The organism is Hymenobacter sp. IS2118, assembly GCF_000715495.1.
Taxonomy (GTDB): domain Bacteria; phylum Bacteroidota; class Bacteroidia; order Cytophagales; family Hymenobacteraceae; genus Hymenobacter.
The window spans coordinates 1-17091 of the sequence record NZ_JNLX01000121.1 but is presented as its reverse complement, the minus strand read 5'-3'; the positions used below and the strand labels follow the sequence as shown (position 1 = coordinate 17091).

The 17091-nt window shown below is 63.1% G+C and carries 14 protein-coding genes; 9 read left to right on the top strand and 5 right to left on the bottom strand.

All coding sequences use genetic code 11. The features are described from left to right. Positions 1-1441, bottom strand: a 1441-nt coding sequence (locus GM79_RS10170) for an IS4 family transposase (protein WP_035561561.1), incomplete at its 3' end; no start/stop codon positions are given. A 468-nt stretch (positions 1442-1909) separates the two neighbouring features. On the opposite strand from GM79_RS10170, the gene GM79_RS22940 reads away from it, so the two are divergent. The 3 genes from GM79_RS22940 (at position 1910) to GM79_RS10155 (ending at position 5568) form a co-directional block, all read left to right on the top strand. After that, positions 1910-4471: a PAS domain-containing protein gene (locus GM79_RS22940; RefSeq protein ID WP_051718734.1), complete on the top strand. Its 2562-nt coding sequence runs from the start codon at positions 1910-1912 to the stop codon at positions 4469-4471. A 27-nt stretch (positions 4472-4498) separates the two neighbouring features. After that, positions 4499-4897 carry a response regulator gene (locus GM79_RS10160; RefSeq protein WP_035563185.1) on the top strand — a complete coding sequence of 133 codons (399 nt, stop codon included), beginning with the start codon at positions 4499-4501 and terminating at the stop codon, positions 4895-4897. 209 nt (positions 4898-5106) lie between these two features. Then, a complete protein-coding gene (locus GM79_RS10155) occupies positions 5107-5568 on the top strand; it encodes a DUF4279 domain-containing protein (protein ID WP_051718733.1) in 462 nt (153 codons plus the stop codon). A 117-nt stretch (positions 5569-5685) separates the two neighbouring features. On the opposite strand, the gene GM79_RS26500 is transcribed toward GM79_RS10155, so the two are convergent. Next, the gene (locus GM79_RS26500) at positions 5686-5907 is read right to left on the bottom strand and encodes a DUF6112 family protein (RefSeq protein WP_410471179.1); all 222 of its coding nucleotides are present in this window, start codon (positions 5905-5907) and stop codon (positions 5686-5688) included. A 271-nt stretch (positions 5908-6178) separates the two neighbouring features. Here GM79_RS26500 and GM79_RS10150 point away from each other — a divergent pair, with 271 nt between their 5' ends. Both GM79_RS10150 and GM79_RS10145 read left to right on the top strand, forming a co-directional pair. Beyond that, positions 6179-8119 (top strand): ATP-dependent DNA helicase RecQ, encoded by a 1941-nt coding sequence (locus GM79_RS10150; RefSeq protein ID WP_051718732.1) that lies wholly within the window; start codon positions 6179-6181, stop codon positions 8117-8119. Between the two features lie 323 nt (positions 8120-8442). Further along, positions 8443-9594, top strand: a complete 1152-nt coding sequence (locus GM79_RS10145; RefSeq protein ID WP_035563188.1) for a sterol desaturase family protein — start codon at positions 8443-8445, stop codon at positions 9592-9594. A 99-nt stretch (positions 9595-9693) separates the two neighbouring features. On the opposite strand, the gene GM79_RS10140 is transcribed toward GM79_RS10145, so the two are convergent. Further along, positions 9694-9996 (bottom strand): rhodanese-like domain-containing protein, encoded by a 303-nt coding sequence (locus GM79_RS10140; RefSeq protein ID WP_035563182.1) that lies wholly within the window; start codon positions 9994-9996, stop codon positions 9694-9696. Positions 9997-10137: 141 nt separating this feature from the next. Here GM79_RS10140 and GM79_RS10135 point away from each other — a divergent pair, with 141 nt between their 5' ends. Continuing rightward, entirely contained in the window at positions 10138-12474 is a 2337-nt protein-coding gene (locus GM79_RS10135; RefSeq protein WP_035563179.1) for an endonuclease, read from the top strand. A 190-nt stretch (positions 12475-12664) separates the two neighbouring features. Here the strand turns inward: GM79_RS10135 and GM79_RS10130 are convergent, their stop codons facing one another. Beyond that, positions 12665-12946, bottom strand: a complete 282-nt coding sequence (locus GM79_RS10130) for a GNAT family N-acetyltransferase (protein WP_035563176.1) — start codon at positions 12944-12946, stop codon at positions 12665-12667. Positions 12947-13084: 138 nt separating this feature from the next. Between GM79_RS10130 and GM79_RS10125 the strand changes: the two genes are divergently transcribed. Together GM79_RS10125 and GM79_RS10120 are read left to right on the top strand one after the other, a co-directional pair. After that, on the top strand, positions 13085-13540 hold the full coding sequence (locus tag GM79_RS10125) for a hypothetical protein (protein ID WP_035563173.1): 456 nt from the start codon (positions 13085-13087) through the stop codon (positions 13538-13540). Positions 13541-13638: 98 nt separating this feature from the next. After that, positions 13639-13920 carry a hypothetical protein gene (locus GM79_RS10120; protein ID WP_035563170.1) on the top strand — a complete coding sequence of 94 codons (282 nt, stop codon included), beginning with the start codon at positions 13639-13641 and terminating at the stop codon, positions 13918-13920. A 62-nt stretch (positions 13921-13982) separates the two neighbouring features. Here the strand turns inward: GM79_RS10120 and GM79_RS10115 are convergent, their stop codons facing one another. Continuing rightward, a complete protein-coding gene (locus GM79_RS10115) occupies positions 13983-16094 on the bottom strand; it encodes a TonB-dependent receptor family protein (RefSeq protein WP_035563167.1) in 2112 nt (703 codons plus the stop codon). A gap of 141 nt (positions 16095-16235) precedes the next feature. Between GM79_RS10115 and GM79_RS24880 the strand changes: the two genes are divergently transcribed. Then, on the top strand, positions 16236-17081 hold the full coding sequence (locus tag GM79_RS24880) for a hypothetical protein (RefSeq protein WP_152559935.1): 846 nt from the start codon (positions 16236-16238) through the stop codon (positions 17079-17081). The last annotated feature ends 10 nt before the right edge of the window (positions 17082-17091 follow it).

Below are 17091 nucleotides of genomic sequence, written 5' to 3'. Positions count from 1 at the left end.
GGACGCCTTCGACGAGTAAGCGCAGGCTCATCAGGCCGCGCCAGAGGGTTTGCCAGCCAGGTGGTCCGTCGCCTTTGCGGCCCAGGTGGCCGCCCAGGCCAGCCAAGGCATAATACACGTCGCGCACAGTCTGCACGGGTCGTGAACTGCGCAGCGTGAGGACCTGTAAAAAAGTCGCTTCCAGCCCCGCTGCCGTCGCCGGCAAGTCGGGTTGGAGGCGACTTTTTTCGCGCATATCCACTAGCGCCAATGCGACCACGCTGAGCAGGGCGACGGCGGCAAAAAGACGGTCAGCGGTTTGGAGCTGGAGCTTTTCGGCCCCCAGGCCCGTTTTCAGGGCTTTGTGAAAGTCCTCGATGAGCCAGCGGCTCACGTACTGCCGGGCGCAGGCGTGGGCCTGGGCAAAATCCGTGATGGGTTGGTCGCAGAGCAGCAGCCATTCCAGGGCGGGCGTGGCCGGGCCTGTGTCCCCGACTTGGGCGGCTTCCCAGACCCGTACCAGGGCGCAGGGAACCGGGTCCCCTTTGCCCGTCGCCGCGCCCGGTCGCTGGGGCGCACGCAGGGCCAGCGGGGGGCTGAAACTGACCTGGAGCAGCACTTCGCGGGCCGGCTGGCCCGGCCGGCCACGCAAGGCCAGGGTCAACTGGCCCGCCGAGGGCTGGGCCCGCGCCACGGCGAAGAGCCGCCCGGCGGGCGCTTTGTCGGCGCCGGCCACCAGGGCCCGGTCCTGGGCGGCGCGCACCACGAAGCCCAGGCCCTGGGCCCGGCACTGCTGCAGGTGCTCGTAGATGTCGGCCCCGCGGTCGGCCACCACCACCCAGCGCGCGTCCGGTGGCGGGCTGCCCACGTTGCGCAAGCTCCGGGACCAGAGCGCCGATTCGCGGACCCGGCCCTGGCGCAGGCGCGAGCCGCCGTGGAGATGGTCTTTTTCGGCCTCCGGCACCGGTTGACGGACGTGAAACTGCTGGTCCAACAGGCCCAGCAGCGGCAGGGCGGGCCGTTTGGCGGCCGGGTCGGGGTCCTGCACCGGCCAGCCGGCGGCCACCAACGAGTGCAGCAGTACGCCCTGGCTCGTGGCCTTGCCCGGCCCGACCGGCCCCAGGCCGGGCCGGCGCTCGTCGGCTTCGGGCCAGCTCAGTTCGCTCGTGTCTTCGACCAGCAGGTAGGTGCCCGGCTCCTGTAGCGCTTGGCGAACCACGGCCTGATGCGCCCCCTGCAGCGCCTCGGGCGTGGCCCTTGCACCGCCCAGCAAGCGATACGCCGCTTTACTGGCCCCCGCCTGGCCGGTCCCCAACTGCGGAATGGTGGCCCCCGGCTGCCGGGCCCAACCGGCGGCCAACTGCACCACCCGTCGGCTGCGGCGGGCATCGCCCAACACCGTGCCCCCAAAATGCGTCTGCGCCCACAGCTGCGGGTCGCAGAAATGCGTCGAAATACTCATCTCGCAAGCTACTAAGCCGGCCCCGCAAGAACCCACAAAAAAGCGCCGACCTGTTGGCCGGCGCTTTTCAAAGATGTGGGTAAGGACAAGTGCCGTGAGGTGCCGGGCTTTTTCGTTAGCACTTTTTTAAATAACTGGGGCTGAGTTTATCATCCGCAGCCGAGGCCGCCGCGTTCCACTGGCAGTCACTGATGATAAGGAATTCTCGGTCGGCGATTCGCCGTCCCTGCTCCCTGGGCAGGCGGGTAACATTGTCCGCTGCCACTTAGCGCTCTCATTTTTAAAAGCACGGCGGTGAACTTCCATGCGCGCGGCAGCGTAACGGGGCGACAATGGTGAACCGCGGGACCGTGTTTACTTGGCCGGCCGCCTGAGTTGTTTATTCCTTAGAAGAGCCCTTAGGCTACAGCCAGGAGAGCGGCCCGGAGCCCGAAGCGAAAGAGCCTGCATTTCAGCCTGAATATCCATATGTCCGATACGCCTGCTTCGACCCTACCCGCTGACCTGGCGGGGTCCGACGATTTCTCGCTCACGCTGCTCGAAGTCGCCCTGACGGGCTTCGCGCTATTTCGCCCGGTGTACGACGCGGCCGGCGAGACGATAACCGACCTGGCTTACGAGTACCTCAACCCCGCCGCCCAGCAGATGCTGCGGCTGCCGCAGCGCCCCGCCGAGTCGTTCCTGACGCGCTTCCCCAAGGCCGGACCGGCTGGCATTTTTGCTTTTTACCGCGACGCTTTTCTATCGGGGCAGACCCAGCGCGAGGCTTTCAATTTTCAGCACGACGGCCTCGACGGGTTCTTTCACCTGGTGGCCCGGCGGCAGGGGGCGCTGCTGGTCGTTAGCTTCCTCGACACCCACGACCCGCTGCCGACGGCCCAGGCCGAAGCTTTGCGCCAGGCCCAGGCCCGCGAACAGGCCGCCCAAGCCGAAGCCGAGCACCAGCGGGGCGAGCTGAACCGCGTGTTCGAGCAAGCCTCCGTGGCCATTGCCGTGTACCGGGGGCCCAAGTACATCATCGAGCTGGCCAACCCCACGGTGTGCCGGCTGTGGGGCCGCACCCCGGAGCAAATCATTGGCAAAGGCTTGTTTGAGGCGCTGCCCGAAGTGGCCGGCATGGGCTACGAAGAGCTGCTGGACGGGGTGATGGCCACCGGTGTACCCCACGTGGCCTACGCCATGGAGGCCCAGCACGACCGCAACGGCCGCCGCGTAACCGTGTACTGGGACTTTGTGTACGTGCCCATGCACGAGGCCGACGGCAGCATCTACGGGGCCATGGTGGTGGCCACCGAAGCCACCGAGCAGGTGCGGGCCGGCCAGCAGCTGCAGCAGCTCAACGACGAGCTGGAGCAGCGCGTGGCCGCCCGCACGGCCGAAACCAGCGAGGCCCTGGTCGGGGCCGAGCAGCAGCGCGAGCAGCTGCGGGTGCAGCAGGGCCTGCTGCGCCAGATAATCGGCCAGGTGCCGGCCGCCATCGCCACGCTCAACGGGCCCGAGCACCGCTATTCGTTTTTCAACGACCAGTACCAACAGTTGGTGGCAGGCCGCGCCGTGCACGGCCGCCCGGTGGCCGAGATGCTGCCCGAAATCAGGGAACAGGGCTTTCTGGCCCTGCTCGACCGGGTGTACGCCACCGGCCGGCCCCACAGTGGCACCGAAACGGTGCTCCTGCTGCCGGGTTCCGCCGCCGGATTGACCGAGACGCGCTACATCGACTTCATTTACCAACCGCTGTTCGACGGCCAGGAGCGCCCGCAGGGGGTGCTGGTGTTCATCGCGGACGTGACCGACCGGGTGCGGGCCCGCAAGCAGGCCGACACCGTGCAGGCCGCCATGCTGGCCGTGGTGCAGCGCCAGGCCCAACAGCGGCAGGACCTGTTCCAGGTATTCGAGCAGACGCCGGTGTCCATCGTGCTGCTGCGCGAGCCCGACCACCGCATCGACCACTTCAACCCGGCTTTTGCGGAGCTATTTCCGCCCGAAGACTGGAACGGGCCGCTGCGCGGCCATACGCTGGTCGAGGTGTACCCGCGCATCCGGCTGGCGGGTTTGGTCGAGCTGCTGGACCTGGTGTACACCACCGGCGAAAGCCAGGCCATCATCGACATGCCGCTGGCCAAGCTGCACCCCGGCAGCCCGCGCTACGTCACCTTTGCCTACCAGGCCTACCGCGAGGAAGGCCGCATCGTGGGCGTGGCGGCGTTTGTGTACGACGTGACCGACCAGGTGCTGGCCCGCCACCAGGTGCAGGCCCTGAATGCGGAGCTGGCCGCCGTTAATGAGGAAATGCGGACCACCAACGTGGAGCTGAAGGCCACCAACGGCCGCCTCACGCGCACCAATGCCGACCTGGATACCTTCGTTTATTCGGCTTCGCACGACTTGAAGTCGCCCATCACCAACGTGGAAGGCCTGCTGCTTGCCCTGCGCGAGCATCTGCCGGCCACGGCCCTCGACGTGCCGCTGGTGCCGCGCCTGCTCGGCATGATGGACGACGCGGTGGCCCGCTTCCAACAAACGCTGAGCCACCTCACCGACGTGACGCGCCTGCAGGAGCTGCCCGACCATTCCGCTGCCGAAACCGTGGACCTGCCCGCCCTGGTTGAATCCGTGCGCCTCGACATGCTGCCCGAGCTGACCGCCGCCGGGGCTACCCTCACCGTGGACCTAACCACGTGCCTCATGGTCCGCTTTTCGGCCAAAAATCTGCGCTCCATCGTCTACAACCTGCTCAGCAACGCCGTGAAGTACCGGGACCCCAACCGGGCGCCGGCCGTGGTGTTGCGCTGCCACGCCGCCGCCGGCCAGGTGGTGCTGGCCGTGCAGGACAATGGGCTGGGGCTGAGCGCGGCCCAGCAGGGCGAGTTGTTCCGCATGTTCCGCCGCCTGCACGGGCACGTACCTGGCTCGGGCGTGGGCCTGTACATGGTTAAGAAAATGGTGGAAAACGCCGGCGGCACCGTGGCGGTGCGCAGCCAGCCGGGCGTGGGCTCCACCTTCACCGTTACGCTGCCCAACGCGGGCTAGCCCTTTCTCTTTTATCCCCCTGCTGCCATGAAAAAGCTTTCGAGTGTACTCCTGGTCGACGACGATTCGACCAACAATTTTTTGAACGAGCTGCTATTCCAGAGCCTGGGCGTGGCGGACAAATTGCTGGTGGCCGAAAACGGTAATCAGGCCCTGGACCTCATTGAGAGCAGCACCAGCCCCGACGAGCCCGCCCTCATCCTGCTTGACGTGAACATGCCCGGCATGAACGGCATTCAGTTTCTGGAAGCCTACAAGCGCCTGCCCCAGGCCCAGCGCAGCGCTACGGTCGTCATCATGCTCACCACCACCATGGACGCCCGCGACCTGACCCGCCTCGAAGAGCTCAACATCGCCGGGCTGGTCAGCAAGCCGCTGACCAAGGAGAAAATCGAGAACATTCTGCAGCTGCACTTTCAGCGCTAGAGCAACGGGGCACGAACGAGGTCGCAATAGCTGACCGGCGGCCTAGATTTCGGCTTCGTGACTTGAGAAGCCTGGTGCCGCGAGGTGAAGGGCTTTTTTGGTAAAAGGTTAAAAATTCCACCGTTTACGTGAGCGGCTCCGGTGTATGGGCGTTAGGCACTTAACCGCCTGGTTGTACTTTGGCCAGCCCGCTCGCTTACCCCTTGCCCATGCCCCTGCACCATTCCGGTTCCTACGTCTACTTTGCCTTGAAAGGGGAACGATTTGACCTCGCCGAGGTAACGGCCCGGCTCGGCGTGGCCCCCAGCCAAACCTGGCAGAAAGGCGACCCCACCCGCTATGGCAACCGCCAGCGGCAATACAGCGCCTGGGAGCTGTCCACGGCCAAAGGCACCGAACGGCTGGACATTGACCGCCTGGTCACCGAAATCGTCGACCAGCTCCACGACCGCACCAAGGCGATTGTGGAGCTCAAGGAACAGTTTGCCCTCACCTCAGTGCTGGAAATTGTGCTCTACGTCGACGTGAATCAAGAAGCCCCCACTCCGGCGCTGGGGCACGACCTGCGGACCATCGACTTCCTCTTTCACACCCGCACCATCACCGACGTGGACATCTACCGCTACGATTCCGGCAACGAGGATTACCACGGTATACCCTCCTTCAGTTGAACGGAGCGCGTTTAGCTTGCTACCGTTTGAGTAAACTGTGACAGGGCATTGACAGGACTGACCCACGAAACGGAATCAGTTCGGCTATCTGCTCTAGTAAGCGCAATTGGGCTTGGGCTAGTCGATATAAAGCCTCTTTCGCCGTTGCTTTTCTGTCCAATTGCTTCTGCTTACCCAAGCACCTGAGAGGGCAATCAACCCAACATTAACAAGCGCAGTTACAGCAAAAAAACGGTCTGTTTCGGTAGGAATATTGTGCCCGCTCGCGTGAGCAATGGCCCAAAAGAATCCCACAAGTAGCAGGTATAGACACAGTAACACCAGCAAGAAGTACTTCATCCTGTTTTTTCTATCGCTTTTTTGTCAAAGTAACGCTCCTTTCCGCAAACCACTAGCAACTGGCCAGCACCAAGTGCTAACAGGCCGCTGCAGGGCAATATGAGTTTACGAAACCCGTCTACGATTCAAAGTTTACGAAATGCTATTTGGAGATGAGTTTCGTGAACTCCTTCCGAGGCGTGTTTCGGCTATTCCGCGGTCTTGCTAAGCAACGCTAAGGCAGCACGGCCGGCAGCCACTGGTTAGCAATCGGCGGCAGTACCTTCGCCCCATGTCCTCTTCCCCTGCCGAAATCACGCCTCTGGCCCTGCTGCGCGAGCATTGGGGCCACGCGGCGTTCCGGCCGGGCCAGGAGGACATCATCAACTCGGTACTGGCCGGGCACGACACGCTGGCGTTGCTGCCCACCGGCGGCGGCAAAAGCATCTGCTTTCAGGTGCCGGCCCTGGCGCTCCCCGGCATCTGCCTGGTGGTGTCGCCGCTTATTGCCCTGATGAAGGACCAGGTGGACAACCTGCGCCGGCGCGGACTCAAAGCCGAGGCCATTTACGCGGGCATGAGCCACCAGGAAATCGACCACGCCCTGGACAACTGCGTGTACGGCCGCAGCGTGAAGTTCCTGTACGTGAGCCCGGAGCGGCTGCTCACCGAGCTGTTTCAGGTGCGGGTGGCCAAGATGAACGTGGGCCTACTGGCCGTGGACGAGGCGCACTGCCTCTCGCAGTGGGGCTACGATTTCCGGCCGCCGTACCTGCGCATTGCCGAGCTGCGCGAGCGGCTGCCGCCGGGCACGCCGGTTATCGCCCTCACGGCCACGGCCACGGCCCAGGTGCAGACTGATATTGTGGAGAAGCTGAAGTTTGGGCCGGGCTCGGGGGTGTTCCGGCAGAGCTTTGCCCGGCCCAAGCTCTCGTACTCGGTGCTGCATACCGAGGACAAGCTGCGCCGGCTGCTGGAAGTGGTACGCGGCGTGGGGCCCAACAAAACGGCCATTGTGTATGCCCGCACCCGCCGGCAAACCGAGGACACGGCGGCGTTTTTGCAGCAGCACAAGTTCTCGGCGGCGGCCTACCACGCGGGCCTGCCCTCGGAGCAGCGCACGAAGGTGCAGCAGGATTGGATTGCCGATAAAACCCGCCTCATCGTGGCCACCAACGCCTTTGGCATGGGCATCGACAAGCCCGACGTGCGCCTTGTAGCCCACCTCGACGCGCCCGATACCCTGGAGGCCTACTACCAGGAGGCCGGCCGGGCCGGGCGCGATGGGCAGTACGCCTTCGCCGTGCTGCTGGCCGGTCCGAATGATGCTGATGAACTGCGCCGCCGCACCAACCAGTCGTTTCCGCCCCTCGATACGGTGCGGCGCGTGTACCAGGCGCTGGCCAACTACTCGCGCACGGCGGTGGGCGGCGGCGAGCTGGCCGCGTTCGAGTTCGACTTGCAGCAGTTTGCCGAAACCTACCGCATCCGGGCCGTGGACGCGCACAACTCGCTGAAGATTTTGCAGCGCGAAGGCTTTGTACAGCTGAACGAAGCCGTGAATACGCCGGCGCGGGTGCACCTCATCCTCAACCACCAGGATTTGTACGCCTTCCAGGTGGCCAACGCCCAGCACGACCAGCTGATAAAGGCGCTGCTGCGGCTGCACGGCGGCGAGCTATTTGCCGATTTTCAGGCTATTTCGGAGAACGCCGTGGCCACGCACCTGCGCCGCAGCGTGGTGGAAGTGCGCCAGCAGCTGCGCTACTTGCACACAGCCGGCATTCTGCACTACCAGCCCCGGCAGGAGTCGCCGCAGGCCCTGTTCACCACGCCCCGCTTCGACGCGCCCAAGCTGCCCATCGACCAAGTGCGGATGACGGCCGCCCGCGACCTGGCCCGCCACAAAACCAACGCCGTGGGCCAGTACCTGAACGACTCACGCTGCCGACAGATACTGCTGCTCAGCTACTTCGACGAAGCTGACCCGGCCCGCTGCGGCGTGTGCGACGTGTGCCTGGCCGACAAGAAAGCGGCCCAGGCCACGGCCGCCGTGGGTTCGCTACGCGAGCCGGTGCTGGCGCAGGTGCGCCAGGCGGCGCAGAGCCCACGCGAGCTGCTGGCCGCCTTTGCCCCGGCGCAGGCCACGGCCGTCACGGCCACGGTGCGCGAGCTGGTGGACCGCGGCGAGCTGGCCTACGCGGCCGATGGGAAGCTGGTAGTAGCGCCGTAACCGGCGCGGCCCTTAAGTAGCCGCGCAGCATTCATCGTCTTTCATTTGGTCTGTCATGCTGAGCGCCCTTTTACGAGAGTGCCTATGAGCCCAACACGGCCAAGACCCAGCTATTGTAAAGTCTTATATTACTAATACAACCTTTTGTTTATCAATTAATTGTCAATAATTATATTTTTTTGAGATGTCCTGAAAATTGAAAGATTCAGGTTGATAAAGCGTGCGTGGGCTACACCTTTGTAGGGTGCTGCGGGTAAAAGCAGTGCTGCTGGCCATTGGCGCCCTTTGCCACTGCCGCGCTCCCATTCTTTTTCATTGCCCCCATGACCTCTCTCAGTGAATCTACTGGCCGCTTGAAAATTGGCGAAGGCCATATCAGCGGTAATATTTCCATCTTTTTGGCGCTGCTGGCCCAAGGCGCGGTGCTGTGCTTTCACTTCCCGGAGTACTTCACCACGCCGGAGTTTCGCGAGGTATACACCGGCGAGGCCATGAAGGTGCTGCTGATGGGCGGCATCGTGGCTTCGTTTTTTTTCGCCGCGCTCAGCTTTTTGCTGAGCCAGGAAAAGAAGCGCGCCATCATCGGCATTGTGATTTCGGCGCTGGCGGTGGCCGGGGGCGGGCTTGAGGTGCAGGCGCGGGCCGTGGAAAAAACGGGCTGGCACCTGGGCCTCGACTGGCTGCTGCTCGACCTGCTGCTGCTGGCCGTCATCTTCGTGCCCATCGAAATGGTGTTCCCCAAAAACAAGCAGCAGGCCCGCTTCCACGCCGAGTGGCGCACCGACCTGGTGTACTTCGTTATCAGCCACTTGTTTGTGCAGTTTTTTGGGGTAATTACGCAGGCGCCGGCCAAGATGCTCTTCGGCTGGATGGGCCTGACGCCGCTGCAGCACTGGGTCCAGAACCTGCCTTTCGTGCTGGAGTTTTTGCTGGCCCTGCTTGTTACCGACCTGTTTCAGTACGCTGCGCACCGGCTGTTTCACTCGCATGTGTACCTGTGGCGCTTCCATTCGGTGCACCATTCCACGCAGGCCATGGACTGGCTGGCGGGCTCGCGCACGCACTTCGTAGATATTTTCGTGACGCGCTCGATTTCGTTTATTCCGCTGTACGTGTGCGGTTTCTCGGAAATTGCTTTCAGCGCCTACATCCTGTTCGTGTCCATTCACGCGGTGCTTATTCATGCCAACACCAGCATCAATTTCGGCTTTTTGAAGTACCTGCTGGTTACGCCGCAGTTCCACCACTGGCACCACTGCGAAGACCCGGCCCACTACGGCAAGAACTTCGCCATCCATTTCCCGCTCATCGACAAGGTATTTGGCACCTACTACCTACCCGGCAACGAGTGGCCCGACGCCACCGGCGTGCGCGAAGGCTCCTACCCCAAAGGCTACCTGAAGCAGCTGACCCACCCCTTCACCAAAAGCCCATTCGACAACGACCTGAACGTGGCCGAAACGAGTAGCCGTTGAACGGCTGTTGTTTGTTGAGCACTGAGGATTTAGCGGTACCAAAGTACCCCGGCCGCCGAACGCGTCAAGGCACGTTCGGCGGCCGGGGCACTTTGGTACTCAACCAGCTGCCGTGTAGGCCTGGAAGCCGCCTTGCAGGTTGCGCACGTTGGTGAAGCCCTGCTGGGTGAGGTAGGCTTTGGCCGAAGTGGCGCGGCTGCCGCCTTTGCAGTGCACGATGACTTCCTGGTCCTTCAGCTCTTCGAGGTCGTCGAGCTTCTCGGGCAGGGAGTTGAGGGGAATATTCTGGGCGCCGGCAATGCGGCCTTCCTCGTACTCCCAGGTTTCGCGCACGTCGATGATGGTGGGGGTTTCGCCGGCTTGCTGGCGCTGCTGCAGTTCGGCGGGAGTGATGTCGGGCATGGATGGGAGGATGAGATGAGAGAGGGAAATACAGCCGCGAAAGTACGGCTGAACAATTATTGCTTTGGTAATAAACGGGTGACTTGGGCCTCGCGGCAGAGTCCTTACCTTTGATACTTCGTTTCCCTGGCGCAATTATTTATGAAGCACCTTTTTACTACTTTGTTGCTGGCCCTGGGCTTACTGCCCGCCACCCTGAATGCCCAAACCGTGCCGCCCATGCCCGCGGCCCCACCCGCCAACCTGCAGGGCGTGGCCCTGCGCGACTGGTACCGCACCAACTGGTACGACGGCAAACGCGTGGTGCTGGACTACAGCACGGCCCGCGGCCGGATGTATAACTACGTCGATAACTTCGATAATAAAGTAACCTGCGTGTACTCGGGCTATGCCGAAAACGTGACGTACAACGCCACCAACACCAGCCCCGGCGTGGTGAACGACATCAACTGCGAGCACTCCATCCCGCAGTCGTGGTTTAATGAAGTGGTGCGCATGCGCTCCGACATCCACCACCTCTACCCCACCCGCATTCAGTGGAACTCGGACCGCGGCTCCGACCCGTTTGGCGACATTCCGGATGCCAGCACCCTGGGCTGGCTGCGCGGCACCACGCGCCTGACGAGCATCCCGACGAGCAATATCGACGAGTACAGCGAGGACACCAACTCGCAGTTTGAGCCCCGCGAAGACCACAAGGGCAACCTGGCCCGCACGGCATTCTACTTCTACACCATGCACGCCAACGAGAATTTCGACGCGGGCAAAGGCGTTATCACGGCCCTGGCCGACCTGGCCACGCTCTACCGCTGGCATTTGGCCGACCCCGTGGACGCCCGCGAAATCGAGCGCAACAACCGCACAGCCGCCGCGCAGGGCAACTTCAACCCCTACATTGCTTTCCCGGCTTCGGTAGCTACGGCCTGGGGCTTTGCCCCCGCCGGGCCAGCCTTTAGCTTCGCTACGGCTACGGGCAGCATTGCCGAAGGCAACGCCGGCACCAGCACCTACACCTTCACGGTGAGTTTGAGCGCCGCCGCCACCGCCGCCACCACCGTGCAGGTGAATGCCAGCGCCAGCTCCACGGCCACCAACGGCACCGATTTCACCTTTGCCTCCCCCACCACGGTTACCTTTCCGACGGGCAGCACCACCCAAACGGTGACCCTGACCGTGACCGGCGACACCCAGCCCGAAGCCGACGAAACGGTGGTACTGACCCTGACCAACCCCAGCACCGGCACCAGCGTGGGCACGCCCACCACCCACACGCTCACCATCACCAACGACGACGGCGCGGCCCCCACGCTGTCGTTTGCCGCCGCCACGGGCAGCATTGCCGAAGGCAACACCGGCACCAGCACCTACACCGCCAACGTGACCCTGGCCAATGCCGCCAGCCTCACCTTCCCCATCACGGTACCCGTGACCGTGGACGCCGCCGGTACCACCGCCGCCAGCCCCGCTGATTACACCCTGACTACCAGCACGCTCACCTTCGCCACCGCCGCCAACCTCACCCAGGCCGTGACCGTGACCGTGGTAGGCGACCTGACCTTTGAGCCCAACGAAACCGTGCGGCTGCTGCTGGGCACGCCTTCGGCAGCCACTGTTATCGTGGCCGCGCCCACCGCGCACGTTCTCACCATCACCAACGACGATGCCGCCCCGGCGGGCGCGCCCTGCACCAAGCCGTACTTCTCGCAATACGTAGAGTCGGGCACGGGCAATACCAAAGTGCTGGAGATTTTCAACCCCACCAACGCCCCCCTGTCGCTGAACGGCAAGCGCGTGGTGCTCTATGCCAACGGCGCTTCTACAACGCCCACCGCCACCCAGCAGCTCACGGGCACGCTGGCGGCCGGCGATGTGTACGTTATTGTGAACACCGGCGCTACCGACGCGGCGGTAGCGGCGCAGGCCGATGTGCAAAGCAACGTGGCCTTCTTCAACGGCAATGACGCCATTGTGCTGTTTGATGGCACCGATACGCTGGATGTCATCGGCGTAGTGGGCCAGAGCCCCACGGAATGGACCGTGACGAATGGCTCGACCCTGAACAACACCCTCGTGCGCCTGCCCACCACCAGCCAGGGCGGCCGCTGGAATGGTCCTTTCGGCAGCGCCACCTGGACGGCCCTGGGCACCGACAACTACACGGGCGTGGGCAGCTACACCAGCACGGCCTGCGGCACTATTACGGGTACCCGCGCGGCCGCCGCGCGGCGCAATGCCCTCGAAATCTACCCCAACCCGGCCAGCACCACGGCGCAGCTGCGCCTGCCGGGCCTGACCACCGCCCAGGCCGCTACCCTGACGCTGCTCGACATGCTGGGCCGCCCCGTGCAGCAGCGCGACGCCCGCCTCAGCGCCACCGAAGCGGTTCAGCTCGACCTGCGCGGTTTGCCCGCCGGCATCTACGCCGTGCGCGTGCGCTGCGCCGGCCTCGACTACACGAGCCGCGTGGTGGTGCGGTAATTTGCATAACCGTTTAAAACCAAAAGCCCCGACCGTTCAATACGGCTCGGGGCTTTTGGTTTTTCAGGAATTATTCCGGTCCGGTCGGACCGCTAAAATCAGTTTGACCGGACCAACAACTTGCCACGGTTGCCTTCGCAGCATTAGTTGATGGCTTGCAGCTTGTAGCTTAAAGTTTGCGGCTCAGCAATTACGCCAGCAGCTCCGCGTATTCTGCGTGGTGGCGCTCCACAAAGCCGGCCATGAAGCTGCAGCTCGTTTTCACTTTCAGGTTGTCGTTTTTGGCGAAGGTGAGTCCGGCGCGGGCCAGCTCTTCGGCCAGGCCCTGACCACGCAGCTGCTCGTCCACGAAGGTGTGGGTGAAATCGATGACGCCCTCGGCGGGCCGGGCATAGGCCAGCTCGGCCGAGTGGCCCTGGCGGCGGGTGGTAAATTCCTGGTTTTGGGGGTTGTGCTCAATGGCAGTACTCATAACCTAAAAAGCTAAACAGTAAGAGGTGAAAAATGAAAACGAGCGGCGGCAGCCCCGAAGATGACCGGGCCCGGCTGGTTTGCGTACAGGAATAGCAAGTCGGGCCAGGCCCGTTTCACTTCTCCTATCTTCTTTCCCATGAGTACGCAAAACACACCCAATACGCCGGACAACGATTCCCGCCCCGAAGACCAGCAGAACCGGGCGGCCTCGGCTCATTCCAACCCCAACGACCCAATGGTGAATGCACAGGCCCCCAACTACGGGGAATTTGGCGGTATCAATCCCAACGATTCCACTAATGGCCAGGTGAGCGCGGCCATGCCAACGAACCAGGCCGAGGGCCGCGACGGCTCCAACGACAACCCGGACGAATTCAGCGAATTCCGCACCAAAAAGGATGCACAAGATGCACCTGCGGACCCCGCCGACCAGGTTGGCCACGTGGAGCAAAACCAGGACCCCGCTGCCGTGCGCGCCGCACAAGGCGAAGACAATGAAACCCAACGCGACGCCTGGGCTAAAGACGACCCTCGCTGGGCCGGGGGCGGCACCCACAACACCCGCGACGAATCGGCGGATACCGCTAATTAGTTGCTAGTTGTTGGTTGTCAGTTGTCAGGCCGTCCTTTCCAGGTATTGCGGCTTTCCGAAACCAGTAACTCATAACTCGTAAATCTTAACTCATAACCATGTTTCCTGATAACCAGAACGAAAACGCCAGCCAGGACCCGAACAGCGGCGACGGCGCATCTACCTCCATGCTCGACGCGGCCACCCACGGCCAGGTGCTGGACAATAACAACGCCTCGGGCCAGGAAAAGGCCGACGAGATGGACGACTCCCTGCGGGTAGACACGCAGGCCATGAACGCCGCCGGCCCCGCGCCGGCCTCCGCCGAAAACCTGCCCCGCGAGCTGACCGACCCCAGCGACCGCGCCTTCACCTTGCCCGAAGAGCAGGAACCCAAGTAGTTTTTGGGCGCAAGAAAAACGGCTTCCATCACGCGATGGAAGCCGTTTTTGGTTTCGGCCCGTTACCAGCGCCAGCCCAGCTGGGCGCCGGTGTACCAGCTGCGGCCCGGTGCGGGCTGGAAATACCGCCGGCCGAAAGCATTAAGGTCGTTGCCCAGGCTGTAGTTGCGGTCGGTGGCGTTGTCGAGGCCCGCGTAGAGGTTGGTTTCGAGGTGGCCGGCCAGCGTGCGCCGCCAGCCGCCGCGAGCCCCGAAAACCCAGTAGCCGGACGCCCGTTCGGTATTGGCATCGTTGAGCACCACTGAAGCCTGATGGCTGAGATTGGGGCTAAAATAGAACCCTAGCCGCTCGCTGAAATCCAGGCCGGTGCTCAGGGTGTGGGGCGTGGTGCCCGTGAGGCGGTTGCCGCGCAAATCCTGCCCGTCAGCGACGTAGTTCCCAAAACGGAAGTTATTGTAGGCGTAGCTGCCCCAGGCGCGCAGGCCGGTTTCAGGGGCTGGCGTAGCGCCAGGGCTTGCCAGTGGCGCGGCCTGCCGCCATAGCCAGCCACTCACGGCCGCTTCGAGGCCGCGCTGGGTGGTGCGGCCGGTGTTGCGAAACACTACCACGCCCTGGTCGGTGGTGCTGCTGACCACGGTTTCGCGCAGCCGGAAATCGAAGGCGTTCAGCTCGTAGCGCAGGCGGTTGGCGAAGGCGCGGCCTCGCAGGCCCAGCTCGTAGCTGGCGCCGCGCTCGGCTTGCAGCGCTCGGTTCAGGCTGGCATCCGAAGGGCGGATTTCTTCGATGGTGGGCGGCGAGAAGCCGGTGCTTACGCTGGCGTAGGCCGAAAGCGCGGGGCTAAATTCCTTTAGCAGCGCAATGCGGGGAGAGATTTCGGGGCGAAAACCGCGGCTGAACTGGTAGGCGTCGGGCTGGGTGGCGGCGTTGCTCACGCGCGCAATGCGGTAGCGGAGGCGGTTGTAGCTGGCGGCCACGGTGAGCAGGAAATCGGCGGGCAGGCTGTAGTCGGCCTGGGCAAATGCGAAGCCGGTGCTGGTCGTGATTTCGTCGTTGTAGCGCAGGGCACCCACGGCGCCGCGGTTGTTCTGGTAGCTGCGCGCATCGGCAAAGCTGCCCTGGTACTCGCCGCCGCCCTGCAGTCGCAGCACGCGCCCGGCCAGACTAGTACGGTAGCTCAGGGCCGTGCGCCCGCCCAGGCCCAGGGCGGTGTTGCGCTCATAGTCCACCAAAAAAGGTGTCTGGATGGCCGTGCCACTGCCGTAAAGGGTGGTTTGCAGCTCCAGCTTATCGCTGAACCGGTATTCGTGGGTGAGGCCGAGCAGGCCGTAGCGCGAGGCGTAGGCCGCCCGTTGCGCCACGGTGCCGGGCGCCGTGGCCGTGCTTGGCCGCGCCTGCCGCGGGTCGGCCTCAAACTGCGCGCGGGTGAGGCCACCCGGCAGCTGGTAGTTGATATCGGTGTAGAGCAGATGTACCGCCAGCGTGGTTTTGGGCGAAGCCACAGCGCGCACATCCAGGGCAAAAACATCGCGCCGGAGCGCGCTTTGCTCGCGGTAGCCGTCCAGTTCCTGGCGGGTGTACTGGGCGCGCACGCTGCTGGTGGCCCCGCCCGTTTCGGCCGTGATGCTGGCGCGCCGCAGCCCGTAGCTGCCCACCGCGACGCCGGCCGCCACGCGGCTGCTGCCCGCCGCCACTTCCGGCGTACTGAACAAGGCCACGCCGCCCGTGCCGGCGCCGTACACGCTGCCGGCCGGCCCCTTTAGCACCTCCAGCCGCCCGATGAGGGCGGGGTCGAGCAGGTTGAGCGGCGTGCTGCCACTGGCTTCGGTGAAGGGGATGCCGTTGTAGTACACCTTCGCGTTGCGCACGCCAAAGGGCGAGCGCAGCGTGCTGCCCCGAATGCTGAGGCGGTAGCTGGCGGTGGCGCGCTCTTCCAGCCGCACGCCGGGCAGCGTGTTCACGGCCTGCGTGAGGGCGGCAGGGTTGAACTGCTCGATGATGCGGGCATCAAGCACGCCGATGGCGGCGGCCGTGCGGCGCAGCGGCAGCTGCTGGCCGTAGCCGGTCACGGTGGCTTCGGGCAGGGCCACGGCGCGGGCGGTGTCGGCGGGGGTTTGGGCGCGGGCGGGCCGCAGGGGCAGCGCCAGTAGCAAAAGCAACAGGTAGCGGAAAGACATAAAACACAACGGCATGACGAGGCAGACCAGCGGAGTACGTGAATTGTTGCCCGACCACATATTTGCACGCACCTTTTTGCGTTCTACTTTTCTAAATTCGGACGAATTAACCAGCCGCGCATACCCGCGCCCACTTCCCTCATGCACTTCCACCTGCCCCGCCGCCACCGCCGCGCGCTGCTGTTTCCGCCGGGCCTGCTGGCGCTGGCGGGGCTGCTGTGGCTGGGGTGCGTGATATTAAGAGAGCAGCAAAGAATTGTGAGATGGAATGTTGTCCAGTTAACAATGCCCTCGTTGCATGCTGAAGACGATTATCCCAATGGTCCGCCGAATCCTCTTAAATGGTCGGATGCTAAGTTGAACAATTTTCGCAATTGGAGGGAAATCAAATTCGTTGGGTCCCAAAGCAGCAATGCTTCCGCTAAGAAGCAGCTTACCCAAGCAGTTGCTCGTATGGCGGCCAATCCCTCGATTGAAGATGGCACCAAGGTTACATTTGGCGCGACAGCTACTTACTCCGATTTGATTTTCGTGCTCGACCTTATGAACCAATATGATGTAAAGAAATATTGGCTCGATGTAGTACACGCACCTACCACATTTTACGCAATTACATCGCGACCTCTAGCAAAAAAAACTTTGTCTGATGTTAGTTTTCCGCTTGGCCCATGCATGGTTTACGAATATCACCCCCTGTCTTTAGCCCCTCGGTACTTGTCTCGTTCTTACCTCGTTCGGTTTGATAATTGGGTGACTGAATTATGGAACCCAAAGCCAATATTTGAGCCCAAAGATTATCCTTATGGCCCACCTTATGAAGAACCAATATTCAGGCCTGAACGAGAATATTTGTCTGCTGTATTCAGGCAGTGGAACATGCTATTAGCGCCCTTCCGACAGCCTGAATGGGTCGTATTTCCCGTGCTCCTTTTATCTCTCATTGTGATAAGCTGGCAAAAGCTAAAACGCCAAATCAGCCACCGTTAAGATGCCCGCC

Coding starts and splice junctions, on each gene's coding strand:
- GM79_RS22940 (WP_051718734.1), top strand. CDS start 1,910: ATGTCCGATACGCCTGCTTCGACCCTACCCGCTGACCTGGCGGGGTCC.
- GM79_RS10160 (WP_035563185.1), top strand. CDS start 4,499: ATGAAAAAGCTTTCGAGTGTACTCCTGGTCGACGACGATTCGACCAAC.
- GM79_RS10155 (WP_051718733.1), top strand. CDS start 5,107: ATGCCCCTGCACCATTCCGGTTCCTACGTCTACTTTGCCTTGAAAGGG.
- GM79_RS26500 (WP_410471179.1), bottom strand. CDS start 5,907: ATGAAGTACTTCTTGCTGGTGTTACTGTGTCTATACCTGCTACTTGTG.
- GM79_RS10150 (WP_051718732.1), top strand. CDS start 6,179: ATGTCCTCTTCCCCTGCCGAAATCACGCCTCTGGCCCTGCTGCGCGAG.
- GM79_RS10145 (WP_035563188.1), top strand. CDS start 8,443: ATGACCTCTCTCAGTGAATCTACTGGCCGCTTGAAAATTGGCGAAGGC.
- GM79_RS10140 (WP_035563182.1), bottom strand. CDS start 9,996: ATGCCCGACATCACTCCCGCCGAACTGCAGCAGCGCCAGCAAGCCGGC.
- GM79_RS10135 (WP_035563179.1), top strand. CDS start 10,138: ATGAAGCACCTTTTTACTACTTTGTTGCTGGCCCTGGGCTTACTGCCC.
- GM79_RS10130 (WP_035563176.1), bottom strand. CDS start 12,946: ATGAGTACTGCCATTGAGCACAACCCCCAAAACCAGGAATTTACCACC.
- GM79_RS10125 (WP_035563173.1), top strand. CDS start 13,085: ATGAGTACGCAAAACACACCCAATACGCCGGACAACGATTCCCGCCCC.
- GM79_RS10120 (WP_035563170.1), top strand. CDS start 13,639: ATGTTTCCTGATAACCAGAACGAAAACGCCAGCCAGGACCCGAACAGC.
- GM79_RS10115 (WP_035563167.1), bottom strand. CDS start 16,094: ATGTCTTTCCGCTACCTGTTGCTTTTGCTACTGGCGCTGCCCCTGCGG.
- GM79_RS24880 (WP_152559935.1), top strand. CDS start 16,236: ATGCACTTCCACCTGCCCCGCCGCCACCGCCGCGCGCTGCTGTTTCCG.